The sequence below is a fragment of the Mucilaginibacter flavidus genome, from assembly GCF_024055575.1.
GTDB lineage: Bacteria > Bacteroidota > Bacteroidia > Sphingobacteriales > Sphingobacteriaceae > Mucilaginibacter > Mucilaginibacter flavidus.
Genome location: NZ_JAMXOE010000022.1, coordinates 14332 through 28650 on the forward strand (window position 1 = coordinate 14332; position 14319 = coordinate 28650).

A 14319-nucleotide genomic window follows, 5' to 3' on the forward strand; every position below is an offset into this window, starting at 1 on the left:
TTATAATATTACAACTTTCAAAATTATTCCAAAGTGAGCCGCCACATCCCGAAAGGGTTTCCAAATAATTCATCCCCTTTATATGGCTGATTATCCTCTTCTGTTATTCTATAAAACGGTGAATCTATATCTGTTTGAAAAGTTTGATTAGCTTTAATCACTGGCTTGTCAATAACCTGATAGTAATTAAAAATCCGTACCGCATTTTGGGCAGTAACAAAATCAAGACCAGATACGATGGTATCTTTCAACCCTATATTATGCATTCCGCATGAATAAGTCGTTCCGTCCGTCATCATCAGTGAATCCACTACAAACATTTCGTAAATGGCAGCATCATCCAATTGCGCGGCCAGTCTATTCCAGGTCACATTATCAAATGCCTTTCCCGCAGATTCAATTTTAATCCCAATCCCACCAATATCTAACACCCAGGTTGCGGCATATGCCAATCTTCTGGCTGCATCTAAACTCCCTGTTTCACCTGAAATATATATAACTGCCTTGTGCTTATCTATCTCATCGATAGTATCGTTTGAAATACGTATTACCTTACCTGCGACTTTAAACGAATTCTTCATTCTATTATCGTATTCAGCCATTTCAAATACATAATGGACTTTGTTCTTTACATCCATCAGTACATCGCCAACTGCCATAAACGCTCCGTTGGTCCCTGAAAAAATTTCTATTTTATCTTCAATATGGCTCGGTATACATATTACAGAAGTAACAATCTGTTTGTTAACTTGAACTTCCTTCCTTTTCAAAAAATCAAATAAGCTCATTACAGAATCTTATAATCCTACAAATCCAAAAAATCTTAGTTTAACAAACGGTATCATGAACTTCTTGCGCATGCGGAGCATAATCAGTAGTATAATGTAACCCACGGCTTTCCTTCCGCATCATCGCAGATTTTACTACCAGGTACGAAACCTGTATCAAATTCCTTAACTCGCAAAGCTTCACAGACAGCTTTGTCTTTTTATAAAAGTCCTCAGTTTCCTCATGCAATAAGCCCAGCCTGCGCATCGCCCTTTCCAGCCTGAAATCAGAACGTACAATCCCAACGTAATCATTCATCAGCTTTTGCATTTCGCGTACGTTGTGGGTAACCAGGATGTCTTCATTCGACAGCTGTACACCCTTCTCATCCCAGTCGGGTATATTATCAGGAATGGTTATATCTTTAATCTGTTCAACTGCATCTTTATAAATACGGTGTGCAAATACCAAAGCCTCTAATAATGAATTGGATGCCAACCTATTAGCTCCATGCAACCCAGTTGACGAACATTCACCACAGGCATATAAACGCATTAAGGATGAACGGCCGACATGATCAACCATAACACCGCCGCACATATAATGACAGGCGGGTGCAACCGGTATCATATCACGTGTCATGTCAATACCTATCTCTAAACATTTAGCGTAAATATTAGGAAAATGCGCCAGTATATCTTTTTTACTGCGATGGGTTATATCCAAATAAACAAAATCCTCACCCGATTTTTTTATCTCAGCATCTATAGCTCTTGCAACAATATCCCTTGGCGCTAATGATCTACGCTCATCATATTCCTGCATAAATTCTTCGCCATTAGTGCGTTTTAAAACACCACCCATGCCCCTTACAGCTTCAGACACAAGGAAAGAAGGATATTCACCGGGATTATATAAAGCAGTAGGGTGAAACTGGATAAATTCCATATTCCTTACTTTTCCTTTTGCCCGGTAAACCATGGCAACACCATCACCGGTAGCAATGGTAGGATTGGTGGTTATAGAGTAAATATGCCCCGCTCCACCTGATGCCATTACCGTAATTTTCGAGAGTATTTTCTCAACATTTTTTGTTTCATTGTTGAATGCATAAATACCGTAGCAGGTTATATCGGTAGAAGATTTATCAACAAACTCACCTAAATGGTGCTGCGTAATTAAATCAACCGCGAAATAATGGGTAAGTATCTCAATATTAGGGTTATTGTGAATTTGTTCCAATAAAGAACGCTCAATTTCGTACCCGGTTATATCCTTATAATGCAACACGCGGAACTCGGAGTGACCGCCTTCTTTTGCCAGGTCGTAGATACCTTCTTTTGTCTTGTCGAAATTAGTTCCGTAGTCAATAATTTCATTAATTCTTGCCGGGCCTTCAGTAACTACGGCACGCACTGCTTCAACATCACAAAGGCCGTCGCCGGCAATTAAGGTATCTTCTATGTGTTTTTCGAAGGAATCTTCCTTTTTATCCACAACTACCGCAACACCGCCCTGGGCATACTTAGTGTTCGATTCGTCTTCATTGCTCTTTGTAACTATCAGAACTTTACCGTGTTTAGCTGCCTTAAGGGCAAAACTTAAACCGGCAATACCCGAACCTACCACCAGGAAATCAACAGATTTGGCCATCATTTATATGTACTATGTGTAAAATTATCTATGTTGTTAATAAGCCGGGTAAAAGATGTTAATTTTGTGTAAGCAAAAACCTAATAAGTATTTGCTTAGTGGAAAACTCCAATTTTTGGCCACTTTTACAATTAATTTTAACTGACTTATGAGCCCGATAAGCGCCAAAGCTAACATTTTGAAAAGTAAAAAAGTATTAACAAATAACTTTTGAAAGTAAAATTAGCTTATTATAGAAATCTAAAAATCAAAAGGATAGATGAAATAAAAAGTACATTTAATGTTAATAAATTATTAAAAAAAACTTTTTAGCCATCTTTTAAAAGTAGTTTTAAACATAACTAACACACTAATAAATAATAGTTTTATTTATATATAAAATTAGTTGTTATTAATTGAATTGTTGAAATGGATACCTTCGAAGAAATAAATGTGAAAGGTTTTGTTGAGGAAGATATTGACCCCTCACTGGACCTGTTTGATGAAATTGAAAAACTTAAAAAGGAAAAAAATGCTGTTATCCTTGCCCACTACTACCAGGAACCCGATATACAGGATATTGCTGACTATATTGGCGACAGCCTTGGGCTATCGCAACAGGCCGCAAAAACTGATGCCGATATTATCGTTTTCGCAGGGGTACACTTCATGGCCGAGACAGCAAAGATTTTATCTCCATCAAAAAAAGTTTTACTACCCGACGTAAAGGCCGGCTGCTCGTTAGCCGACAGCTGTCCGCCGCATTTGTTTAAAAAGTTTAAGGAGCAATATCCCGACCATTTGGTAATAACTTACGTAAACTGCACCGCCGAGCTGAAAGCCATGAGCGACATAGTTTGCACCAGCAGCAACGCTGTAGGGATTGTGGAAAGCCTGCCAAAAGACCAGAAAATAATCTTCGGCCCTGATAAAAACCTTGGGGCTTATGTAGCCAAAAAAACAGGACGTGATTTGGTTTTGTGGAACGGCGCCTGTATGGTGCATGAGATATTTTCGAGAGAGAAAATAACCAAATTGAAAGAGCGTCACCCTGGTGCCAAGCTGTTGGCCCATCCTGAATGCGAGGAAGTTATTTTGCAGATGGCCGATTACATAGGTTCAACAACCGGCATATTAAAATACGCAACCAATCACCCGGATAAAGAATTTATAGTAGCAACCGAGGCAGGTATTTTACACCAGATGCAAAAGGAAAATCCGGATAAAACGTTTATTCCGGCGCCGCCAAACAACAATTGCGCCTGTAACGATTGTCCGCATATGAAACGCAATACGCTTGAGAAACTTTATTTATGTTTAAAAAACGGCTATCCTGAAGTTACCGTACCGCAGCATATTATTGAAAAAGCAGTAAAACCTATTGAAAGAATGCTGGAGATATCGGCAAGGCTGGGATTATAAAATACCCCACCACCTACCACCCACCGCGCGTCATTGCGAGGAACGAAGCAACCTCTACGCATGCAAATCAACGAAGCAATAATATTCTGTTGACCTTACAGCCGCTGACAGGTAACCATTAACCTAAGGGTTCATAAATGTCCTAAGTAAAGATTGCTTCGTTCCTCGCAATGACGAAATAGAAAGGCACCCCTAAAATAAAAAAATTTTTCCCGCCTGCGGCGGATATAATGGTCCGGGTTGCGCGATTTTTTCTACTTTTCTATCACACAAAATAAAACCGATAAATGAGCGATAATTCATTCACCGGCACCAGCATAGCCGGCGATGACTACGTGGAGCAAATGACGCCCACAGAGTTTGAAGAAACAGTCTATAAGTATATTGCGGAACTCGGCCAAAACCTCCCCGGATTTAAGGTAGCACACAATACCCGGGTAACAGGGAGTGATGGTATTTACCAGGCAGATATACTGGCAAGCTATACAGCGCTAAATGTTAATATGGTTGTGCTGATAGAATGCAAACATTACACCAGCCCGGTAGGTCGCGAAAAGATTCAAATACTAAACGATAAGCTGCGGTCGACAGGAGCGCATAAGGGTATATTATTTTCAACTTCAGGTTTCCAGTCGGGCGCAATTGAATATGCATTGCGTCATAAAATAGCCCTGGTGCGGTTGCTAACCAGCCGGTTTGAAATGGTAACCAATACGCTGGCAAAACCCAAGCGCCCGGTATACGCCCCGCCGGCGCCGCAAACGTTTATTGGGGAGTTTTATGCGGCGGATAGGATGAGTTATATAGCAAATGGAAAGATATCTGCGTTAGTTGCTTATTGTCTCTAGACGCGCGTCATTGCGAGGAACGAAGCAACCTCTACTTAGGACATTCATGAACCCTTAGGTTAATGGTTACCTGTCAGCGGCTGTAAGGTTAACACAATATTATTGCTTCGTTGATTTGCATGCGCAGAGATTGCTTCGTTCCTCGCAATGACGCAAAAAAAGCCCCCCTTAAAAACTCAAAAATTTTTTCCCGCCTACGGCGGATATAGTGACCAAGGTTGCGCGATTTTTTTCAACACTGTGAAAAAAATCGTGAATAAAAAACACCGGCTGCCTCATCAACAACCGGTGTTTTTTATTCATTATAATCACCTGAATCGGTGAAATCAGAAAAACTATATAGCTTTAGCCAGCCACAACGAAGCATTTAAATGAAATGCCGGGTGCGAGGTAAATCCTGAAGGTGCATCGCCCGACCAGCCGTTAAACAAGCTGTCGCCGGTATCGCCTGTGCCGTCATCAGCATCCGAGCTGTCGCCGATAAACACAACACGACCGCTGCCATAAGTTGATAATAACGCCATTACGCCGGTAGTGCCGCCGTTGGTAAAGCTGCTGCGCCAGAAAAGGCCCTGCACATTAGCATTGTCGCCAGGGAAAAGTGTAGCCGTAGTACCATCATAAAAAGCCATTTTTGAAGCTGTACCTGCTGCGCCGTTCAACACTTTTTGCGCACTGGCGTTAGTGCCGGTGTAAACGTTGCTGCTTGGCTGATCGTTAATGTCGATATAATCGATGTTAAAGCCGAAAGGATGGGTATTGTTGATGCCGTTGTTGGTCATCAAATCATTCCAAACGCGTGGCGAGTCGAAACCATCGCCGTCCCTGTCGCTTGGGTTATAACCATTGGCATCGGTGCCACCGGTAGTAGCCGCGGTATGGTCGGCAACCATCATCAGGCCGCCGCCTGCAGCAATGAAATTCATAATGGCAGTTTTTTCGGCAGCGCTGAACAAACGGTTTGGCTCGCATACCACGAATACATCGTAGTTGCTTAAATCCTGTGCATTGCTTGAGTTGCCGTAAGTTATGGCGCCACCATTTGGCAGCGTTTCAACCAATTCGCCATCTTTAACAAGCGCAACGGCCCACGAAGAGAGTGCGCCTTTCCAATAAGTTTCGGCAGTAGTTGAAGTTATGCCGGTATAAGAAGGTGTTGGTACGCGCTGTGCCTTGGTTTCGACTGTTGTGCCGCCGGTATAAAGTGGAACATTTTCAGTGCCATCGGCATCAATCTGCCAATCGGCACTGCCCGCATTTTCATATTTCGTAGCATCAAACAGGAATTTTTTGCCGGTAACAATTGTACCGCCGCCGGTACCGCCACCACCGCTGTTATCGTTAATAGTGATATCGTCGATATTGATACGGTTGGTACCGCCGGTAAGCTTGCGTATTTCCAAACGTACATTACCTGTTTGGGTAATGGTGAACGATTGAGTTTGCAATATAGTAGTTGTTGTGATATTGCTGCCGCTCTGGGTCCAGGTACTACCACCGTTAACAGAATACCACAGGCCCCAGGTGCTGGCACCATCGCTGCTGTACGTTCCGTGTTTTATAGTAACCGTGCTGATACCGGTAGTAACATCAAACAGCATGGTGATTTTACCGGTGTTGCGAATACGTGCCGACCATGAGCCGGCCTTTAAATCGCCGGCCAGGTTACCGATCAACGCATCAAACATGTTCCACAAATTTCCGCTAAGTGTTACGTTGTCGCCACTTGATGACCCGGTAGGAGTAACGTCATACGCTGTTTTTGGGCTGGTTGCACCAACCTCGAAACCCTGGGTTAACGAAACGGCATCGGTGTGAAGTTTCGTGCCGGCGATGTTTTCAGTAGCAGCTGTTTTTACAGGCGCAATTTGGTTTTTATTACAGCCAACGAGTAATAAACCCGCTACAAATGCAATACACGCGGGATGAAGAAATTTGTAAATGATTTTCATAAATAAAAGATTTGGTTAAATAATTTATTTAAAGGTAAATATAGCAAGCGAAAACATTGTTTATTAATTATTATTTTAATATTAAGATAATTTACACAACGCGTTAAGAAAAAAAACAGTTACCCCAAGAGATAATCAGCTGCCGTTGGATTTACATAGGGTTATGGGCATAAATGCGTTTTGCTTTCGTATTTTTGCAGCCTGAACCATGATTTGTAGGATTAATGGATTTTCATGGTGCCTGTCTGACGGCGGCGGTAATCAACAAAACGTGGTTAAGAAAAAAAAATCAGTGAAATCGGTGTAATCAAAAGATAATCGGTGAAATCACAAAAAATAAAATATGTTTGATAATAAAGAAAGAACAAATATTGAAGCGTTAGGCGAATTTGGCCTGATAGACTATTTGACGAAAAATATAAAACTCAGCCAAAAAAGCACAACCAAGGGTGTTGGCGATGATGCCGCCGTGCTTGATTTTGATGGCAAGAAAACGCTGATATCAACTGATTTACTTTTAGAAGGAATTCATTTCGATTTAGCATATACGCCATTGAAACACCTTGGCTACAAGGCTATACAGGTAAACCTGAGCGATATTTACGCCATGAACGGCACGGCATCGCAGGTAACGGTTTCTATTGGTATCAGCAGCAAGTTTCCGCTGGAGGCCGTGGAAGAATTATATGACGGCATTTACCTGGCCTGCGATAAATATAATGTTGATTTGGTAGGCGGTGATACCTCATCGTCAAAGCAGGGGCTGGTTATCAGTGTAACCTCCATTGGTTATGCGGATGAAAAGGACGTGGTTTACCGCAACGGCGCCGAAGAGGGCGATTTGATTTGTGTATCCGGAGATCTGGGCGCTGCCTATACCGGCCTGCAGCTGCTGGAACGCGAAAAGTTGATTTACCTGGAGAACCCCAAAATTCAACCCGACCTGGAAGGCAAAGATTACATAGTTGAACGCCAGCTAAAGCCAGAGGCCCGGAGGGACATCATCGACTTATTGAAGGAAATAGAAGTGAAGCCAACTGCCATGATTGATATATCGGATGGTTTGGCTTCGGAACTGCTGCATATTTGCAAACAAAGCAACAAAGGCTGCAACCTGTACGAAGAAAAAATCCCGCTGGACCCAATGACCTTCGAAACCGCCCGCGAATTTAACCTCGACCCAACGGTGTGCGCCCTGAGTGGCGGCGAAGACTACGAACTCCTCTTCACCGTAAAACAAGCCGACTACGACAAGATCAAGTTTAAAATGGACATCACCATCATCGGCTACATCACCGAGCCATCAGCGGGCTGCAATTTAGTTACCAAAAGCGGAACGGTGCATGAGTTAAAAGCGCAGGGATGGAATGCGTTCCCCCCGGCCCCCTAAAGGGGGAGTTAAAACCTTGTGATTGCAAGCGAGGTTACCTCGTCGTTTGTCTGAACCATGATTTATTTGATTTTAGGATGCCCTTGATGTTTGGCCGCAATAGCATCCTTCCATCTTTTAATCAGGTGAATCATGATTCAGACAAAAAATACCCCTCGATCTCCCTCACCGCATTTTCCAACCCATTCTCATTCCTGATCTTTTCGCCAACGGCCAATACTTTACCCCTCATCTCATCACTATCAATCTTAACCAACGCATCAATCAATTTGCCCGAAGTAAGTTTTTTAGCAGGGAGATGAACCCCCAGGCCCTTCCGCTCAATTATTTTACCCCAGGTTGGCTGGTCGGTATAAAACGAAATAATAATTACCGGCAGGTTATTGCGCAGCATGGCGGCCAGTGTACCCGCTCCGCCATGAAATATGCCGGCTTTGCATTGCGGTAAAACCGTATGGTGATTTACATATTTGGTGACAAACAAATTTTTATGCACCGGCAAATTATCAAACACCGACCACCCGGTACAAAACAAAATGCGCTCGTTGGTTTTTGTTAACACATCGTTTAATATCGCAGCAAACTTTTCGGTATTACCCACGCCGTTACTGCCGAAACCCATATAAACTGGTTTGCCGCCATCGGCCAGCCAGGCATTTAACGCGGCATCATCCTTGTTTTCCTGTGGAACGTCAGGCACGGTTAAAAACCCGGTTATTTTGGAGTCGCCGGTCCAGTCTTTTGGCTGCGGTATAAGGCTGGGACTAAGGCAATATAGATCAAGCGGTTTTAATCGCGTGAGGTGATGGATAAGGTTTTCTTTTAATGGGAAAAGGCCGAGTTCCCTTCTGAACTCGTTTGTTTCCTCTTTCACAAACATCCAGTAAGCCGCATGTGCCAGCTTATAGGTTAACTTATTATACCACGGGAAATTTAAAAAATCAAAATCGCCCATCGGGAACTCGGCAGTAGGAACAACCGGCGGCATAAAATAGCTTAACGCAATTTTTTTGCCCTGTTTTTCGGCTAGTGTGCTGGTAATTTGTAAAGTGGCGGAGTTCGCAATGATATAGTCAACTTTTGCAAACCCCTCGATATAAGATTGCCGCAACGGGACTTTGGCGCTGCTAAGTACCTTAAAAAAATACTTCATCAGCTTAATGGTGTTTTCGGCTTTCAACACGCTTTGTCCCTCGGGCCGGTTCATCATTTCTTCGGCATTGCCATATAGCGGATGAAAAGAAACGCCAAAACCATCAACCAAATCTTTAAAGTTTTCCGGGGCCGCAATGGTAACCTGGTGACCGCGGGCCATAAGGCCCAAAGCCAAAGCAATATAAGGCTGCACATCGCCGCGCGTGCCATAGGTGAAAATGCCGATATTCATGAGCACAAATTAGCACGAATTAAATCGAATTTCACGAATTACTTACAGTGAATAATTAAAAAAAGCGAACATGCTAATCTTCTGCTCCTCAGCCAGCTGGCGGAGGTTGGGGGGCTTCGGCCTCTACATATTTCTGGTCTATCTGTTTATTTGCCTTGGCACCCAGCCCTTTAATTTTCTCCGCGGTTTTTATCAAATTGCCCGAACCTTCGCTAAGTTTGTTAAGTGCGTTGTCATAAGCACTTTGGCTCAGCTTAATGTTTTTGCCGATCCCTTCCATATCTCCAACAAAGCCAACAAATTTATCATACATGGCACCACTCAGCCGGGCTATCTCCAGCACGTTTCGGTTTTGTCGCTCCTGTTTCCAGATGCTGGCGATGGTGCGCAATGTAGCCAGCAATGTAGACGGACTAACAATAACCACCCGTTTATCCCAGGCATCGCTAAACAATTCGGCATCCAATTGTACCGCAAAACTAAACGACGATTCTATCGGCACAAAAAGCAGTACAAAATCAGGCGAGTTTATCTGGTATAGATCATGATAGTTTTTGGACGACAAATTACTCACATGACCGCGAATAGACTCTACATGCGCTTTTGAAAACAGCTTGCGTTCCTCCTCAGTCTCGCAATTTACCAACCGTTCATAAGCAATTAACGATACCTTGGAATCAATCACCAAATGTTTATCATCGGGCAAATCAATAATCGCGTCGGGCTGCAGGCGGGTGCCGTCTGTTGTGGTGATGCTGGCTTGCAGGCGGTATTCCTGGCCCTTCACCAGGCCCGACCGTTCCAGCACTTTTTCAAGGATCACCTCGCCCCAGTTGCCTTGTTTTTTGTTATCGCCTTTTAGTGCTTTGGTAAGGTTTTGCGCCTCGTTGCTGATGAGCTTATTTAAATCCATCAACTGGGTAATAACACCCTTCAGCGTGTTGCGCTCGGCGGCTTCCATATTGTAAACCTTCTCTACCTTATCTTCAAAAGCCTTAATGTTTTCTTTAAGCGGATTTAGCAACACATCCAAATTGCTGCGGTTGGTCTCAATAAACTTCTGCGATTTTTCATCGAGCAGTTTATTGGCGATGTTCTGAAACTCCAACTGGAAATCCTTCCGTATCTGGTCGACCTCAATTTTTTGCTCCTGTATTTTTTCCTGTTGCGATTTATAATATGCCCGGGCACTTTCGAGCGACTGATTGGCCGCCGCCAATTGCGACCGCTCATAAACCAACTCGTCCAGCAAGCGGCCCTTTTCTTCTTTTAACAGGTTTGTAATGCTCTCTTTTTCGGCGATTAACCCGGCGGCATATTGGCGGGATGTTGCAAGTTCAATTTTAAGCGATTGATTCTCATTTTGCAATAACATCATATCATCTGATGATAAGCCGTTGCCGCTCTTCTTTAAAAATAAAATAATAGCGATTAAAAGGATGATAATCGAGGCGATTAAAATGTATAATTCCATTTTTGTAAGAATATTAGATATTCCCCCGCGTCATTGCGAGGAACGAAGCAATCTTTACGCAGGACGATAACGAACCTTAATGATTGCGGCGACCGAAATGCGGCTGATAGGTCACCCTAAAGCTATTGTTCCATTGATTTGCAAGTGCAGAGATTGCTTCGTTCCTCGCAATGACGCGCGGAGTAAGAACAGCCAACACCAGTCATTCAATGGTGACAAGTACAAAACGTATTAGTCAAACGGCCCTTTAGGGGACCGGGGGGCCTGCCTTCTCCACCCTCAGCCCAACATCGCTAACTTCCCTTAATGGGTTATCGCGCATGTTCTGTTCAATGGTGAAAGTATATGTGCCTTTGGCTGCAAATTTATGGTTCACTAAAAACGGCTCCTGGTAGCTGTACAAATTCCCCGAGCCTTTGCCCAGCCACTCGCCGTCTTTATTGGCCAGTTTCATCTCGTAGCGCTTAACGGCGTCCTTTATGCCGGGGCCCGTTTGCGACACCAGTACGAAGAGATTAGAATATTTATAGTCGCCGGTTACGCGCAGGTTTACGTACAGGTTGTAGGTTGCGTTCTCGTCATCAATTTTAAAGGTGAATCTAAAACGGTTTAGATAGGTCCAGTTATGCCCGGTTATTTCCGCGTTTTGGTCGATGATGGTATTGCTGTCGGTGCAGCCGCTAAACAGCAGCAGGCTTGCCGACAGCGTTAAAAAACATAAGATTAACCGTTTTTTCATTCCGTAGTACCTGGCTGATTTCCGCCCTCGCGGTTTCCGTTTGGTCCGCCGCTGCGGTTTTGATTATTCCTGTTTGGCCTGTTTTTCCTGTTGCGGTTCGGGTTGCCGCCACCTTCAGGCCTTCCGCCCTCTGTTCGTGGTCCTTCCGGCCGGGCTGCACCTTCGGGGCGCGGTGGCCTTGGCTGTTGCTGCGGACGCGGTGGCTGTTGCGGACGCGGCCCCTGGTTAGGGTTTGCGCCGGCTTCCGGGCGTGGAGTCCCGCCACGTTCACCCTGCTGCCCGCCGGGACGATCGCCCCGGTTGCGGTTTTTGCTTTTCTTCTTGTTTTGGTTGCGGCGCTCGTCGAGGCGGGTAAGGCTATCCTGGCCAACCACGTTTTCGTAATCAAGCACTTTAACCGGTGCGGATTCTACTTCAACAACCACACCCAAATCAGGCGGGATAACGCCATCGCGGTTCATTTGCTGTATTTCCTTAACACGGCTAATCGGCAGCGGTATCCACGATTCTTCCCTTGGATAGCTAAACCACATCAGCTTTTTAAATATATCCGTTTTTTGCAAACGGGCATCGCCGCGCTCGGTTTTCAGCACGTTTACATTATCGGGGATGTGCTTAAGCGCATCCATATAAGTATCCAGCTCGTAATTTAAGCAGCACTTTAGCTTGCCGCATTGGCCGGCCAGTTTCAGCGTATTTAACGAAAGGTTTTGATAGCGTGCTGCAGACGTTGATACCGTTTTAAAATCAGTCAACCAGGTAGAACAGCAAAGCTCGCGCCCGCATGATCCAATCCCGCCCAGGCGGCTTGCCTCCTGGCGCATACCGATCTGCCGCATCTCGATACGGATACGGAATGTTTCCGCCATTTTTTTAATCAGCTCGCGGAAATCCACGCGGCCCTCGGCAGTATAGTAAAAGGTAGCTTTGGTTTTATCGCCCTGGTAATCCACATCGCTCAGCTTCATGCTCAGGTTGAGTTGAAGCGCTAATGTGCGCGATTTGTGCATGGTTTCCCACTCCAAATCTTTGGCAGCCTTCCACTTGTCCACATCGGCAACGGTGGCTTTGCGGTATATTTTTTTGGCAACGTCATCTTCCCTAACACGGCGCTTTACCATCTGCATGCGCACCAGTTCGCCGGTTATAGATACATGGCCCACATCGTAGCCGCCGGTAGCAGCTTCAACAACAACCAGTTCACCGGCCTCCAGGTAAATATTGTCCGGGTTATGATAAAACTCCTTCCTCGACCCCTTAAATTTTACTTCAACGATGCCAAAAGGCTTATAATTTGTCGGCATGTCCATGTGGCTCAGCCAATCGTAAACATCTAATTTACTGCAACCGTTAGTAAGGCACGAGCCGTTACTTTTGCAGCCGGCAGGCGAACATCCGCCCCCCGTTGAACAACTTCCACATCCCATAATTAATTCGGCATATATTGAGACCGCCCCTGGCGGATAATTTTAAAGCTAAGTATTTTTATAATCTGTAAAGATACATCTAAAAATAAAATTTTAGGGTTACCATTTCGTTCAACATGATAATGCGCCTTTTCAAGCTCGGCCACTATGGCCTCTGCCTCTTCAACAATCATCACATTGGCCATTTTTTGTGCCGTTTCCAGCTCATGCGCGGGCAAATGCACCAGGCTGCCCGCTCCTGAAAGTAATAAACAACACTCGCGCAAAAAGTTTATGCCGTAGCGTAAAAAGTTCTTCTGGTTTTCGCGGCCCATCTTGGCCGCACCGTCAACAAAGCTCATTACGTCGAGTCCTTTATTGCCAAAACACAAGCGAAGCCATTGCACAAACTGTTCGTGGTAGCCCTTGTTGTCGTACTGCAGCATGTTCAATGCCTCGGTAAGGCTGCCCTCGGCCAGGTAGGCAATTTCGGTAGCGGCGTCCACCGTTTGGTTGTGGTGCGTAATCAGGTGGTTTTTTATATCTTCAAATTCCAATGGTGGAATTTTTATCAGCTGTGTACGACTTAAAATGGTATTTAAAATCTGGTCCTGGTTTTGGGCCACCAGTATAAAAAGCGTATTGGGCTGCGGTTCTTCAATGATCTTCAACAGCGCATTGCCCGATTTATCAAGGTATTCAGGCAGCCATAAAATCAAAATTTTATAGGGCGATTCAAATGGCTTAAAGCTGAGTTTTTTAATGATCTGGTGGCACTCGGCAATATTGATGTTTGCCTGCTTATTCTCGGCGTCGAGATAGCCGCGCCAGGCGTCGAGGCTTAAATACGGGTTGGCCAAAAACGCATCGCGCCATTGCTCAATGAAGGTAATGGCCGTATCTTCCTTATGTTTGGCAAAGAAAGGGTACGAAAAATGCAGATCGGGGTGCATCAGCTTCTGGTACTTTCGGCACGACGAGCACTCCCCGCACGAATCGTTGGCCAGCTTAGCCTCGCACGATAAATATTGCGCATACGCCACTGCCAGCGGCAAACTCCCGCTCCCGCCCGGCCCCAAAAACAACTGCGCATGGCTTACCCGGTTCTCCTTAACCGAAGTAACCAGGCGCTGCTTTATAGCATCCTGACCAACTATTTGCTTAAACTGCATCGGTGCAAATTAGGGAATAGATATGAGATGTGAGATATGAGACGCGAGATTTTTACAGTGGGCAGATGAGCGGATGGGTGAAAATGAGGATAACTGATGTAGCACTTAATGTTAAATAAACAGGGAAAC

Annotated in this window: 11 protein-coding genes; 3 read left to right on the forward strand and 8 right to left on the reverse strand. The window is 44.6% G+C overall.

Features of this window, described 5'->3' with window-relative positions:
* Positions 1-23 precede the first annotated feature (23 nt).
* Both NAF19_RS23965 and nadB read right to left on the reverse strand, forming a co-directional pair.
* Entirely contained in the window at positions 24-788 is a 765-nt protein-coding gene (locus NAF19_RS23965; RefSeq protein WP_252792886.1) for a hypothetical protein, read from the reverse strand.
* 40 nt (positions 789-828) lie between these two features.
* Positions 829-2421, reverse strand: a complete 1593-nt coding sequence (nadB, locus tag NAF19_RS23970; protein WP_370362915.1) for an L-aspartate oxidase — start codon at positions 2419-2421, stop codon at positions 829-831.
* Positions 2422-2829: 408 nt separating this feature from the next.
* On the opposite strand from nadB, the gene nadA reads away from it, so the two are divergent.
* The gene (gene nadA, locus NAF19_RS23975; protein ID WP_252792888.1) at positions 2830-3822 is read left to right on the forward strand and encodes a quinolinate synthase NadA; all 993 of its coding nucleotides are present in this window, start codon (positions 2830-2832) and stop codon (positions 3820-3822) included.
* A 287-nt stretch (positions 3823-4109) separates the two neighbouring features.
* Positions 4110-4670, forward strand: coding sequence for a restriction endonuclease (locus NAF19_RS23980; RefSeq protein WP_252792889.1), 561 nt, complete (start codon positions 4110-4112; stop codon positions 4668-4670).
* Positions 4671-5005: 335 nt separating this feature from the next.
* Here NAF19_RS23980 and NAF19_RS23985 read toward each other — a convergent pair whose 3' ends face one another.
* A complete protein-coding gene (locus NAF19_RS23985; protein ID WP_252792890.1) occupies positions 5006-6622 on the reverse strand; it encodes a hypothetical protein in 1617 nt (538 codons plus the stop codon).
* Positions 6623-6965: 343 nt separating this feature from the next.
* Here NAF19_RS23985 and thiL point away from each other — a divergent pair, with 343 nt between their 5' ends.
* Positions 6966-8012, forward strand: coding sequence for a thiamine-phosphate kinase (thiL, locus tag NAF19_RS23990; protein ID WP_252792891.1), 1047 nt, complete (start codon positions 6966-6968; stop codon positions 8010-8012).
* A gap of 130 nt (positions 8013-8142) precedes the next feature.
* Here thiL and NAF19_RS23995 read toward each other — a convergent pair whose 3' ends face one another.
* The 5 genes from NAF19_RS23995 to NAF19_RS24015 all read right to left on the reverse strand — a co-directional run bounded on the left by NAF19_RS23995 (position 8143) and on the right by NAF19_RS24015 (position 14190).
* Positions 8143-9399, reverse strand: a complete 1257-nt coding sequence (locus NAF19_RS23995) for a glycosyltransferase (protein ID WP_252792892.1) — start codon at positions 9397-9399, stop codon at positions 8143-8145.
* Between the two features lie 88 nt (positions 9400-9487).
* On the reverse strand, positions 9488-10873 hold the full coding sequence (locus tag NAF19_RS24000; protein ID WP_252792893.1) for a DNA recombination protein RmuC: 1386 nt from the start codon (positions 10871-10873) through the stop codon (positions 9488-9490).
* Between the two features lie 247 nt (positions 10874-11120).
* Entirely contained in the window at positions 11121-11612 is a 492-nt protein-coding gene (locus NAF19_RS24005; RefSeq protein ID WP_252792894.1) for a gliding motility lipoprotein GldH, read from the reverse strand.
* Complete coding sequence (locus NAF19_RS24010) at positions 11609-13039, reverse strand: PSP1 domain-containing protein (RefSeq protein WP_252792895.1); 1431 nt, start codon at positions 13037-13039, stop codon at positions 11609-11611. Before NAF19_RS24010 ends, NAF19_RS24005 begins: the two co-directional genes overlap by 4 nt.
* A gap of 2 nt (positions 13040-13041) precedes the next feature.
* A complete protein-coding gene (locus NAF19_RS24015; protein ID WP_252792896.1) occupies positions 13042-14190 on the reverse strand; it encodes a DNA polymerase III subunit in 1149 nt (382 codons plus the stop codon).
* Positions 14191-14319 lie beyond the last annotated feature (129 nt).

Excerpts from the sequence above, each read along its gene's own strand:
- NAF19_RS23965 (WP_252792886.1), bottom strand. The coding sequence starts at position 788 with ATGAGCTTATTTGATTTTTTGAAAAGGAAGGAAGTTCAAGTTAACAAA.
- nadB (WP_370362915.1), bottom strand. The coding sequence starts at position 2,421 with ATGGCCAAATCTGTTGATTTCCTGGTGGTAGGTTCGGGTATTGCCGGT.
- nadA (WP_252792888.1), top strand. The coding sequence starts at position 2,830 with ATGGATACCTTCGAAGAAATAAATGTGAAAGGTTTTGTTGAGGAAGAT.
- NAF19_RS23980 (WP_252792889.1), top strand. The coding sequence starts at position 4,110 with ATGAGCGATAATTCATTCACCGGCACCAGCATAGCCGGCGATGACTAC.
- NAF19_RS23985 (WP_252792890.1), bottom strand. The coding sequence starts at position 6,622 with ATGAAAATCATTTACAAATTTCTTCATCCCGCGTGTATTGCATTTGTA.
- thiL (WP_252792891.1), top strand. The coding sequence starts at position 6,966 with ATGTTTGATAATAAAGAAAGAACAAATATTGAAGCGTTAGGCGAATTT.
- NAF19_RS23995 (WP_252792892.1), bottom strand. The coding sequence starts at position 9,399 with ATGAATATCGGCATTTTCACCTATGGCACGCGCGGCGATGTGCAGCCT.
- NAF19_RS24000 (WP_252792893.1), bottom strand. The coding sequence starts at position 10,873 with ATGGAATTATACATTTTAATCGCCTCGATTATCATCCTTTTAATCGCT.
- NAF19_RS24005 (WP_252792894.1), bottom strand. The coding sequence starts at position 11,612 with ATGAAAAAACGGTTAATCTTATGTTTTTTAACGCTGTCGGCAAGCCTG.
- NAF19_RS24010 (WP_252792895.1), bottom strand. The coding sequence starts at position 13,039 with ATGGGATGTGGAAGTTGTTCAACGGGGGGCGGATGTTCGCCTGCCGGC.
- NAF19_RS24015 (WP_252792896.1), bottom strand. The coding sequence starts at position 14,190 with ATGCAGTTTAAGCAAATAGTTGGTCAGGATGCTATAAAGCAGCGCCTG.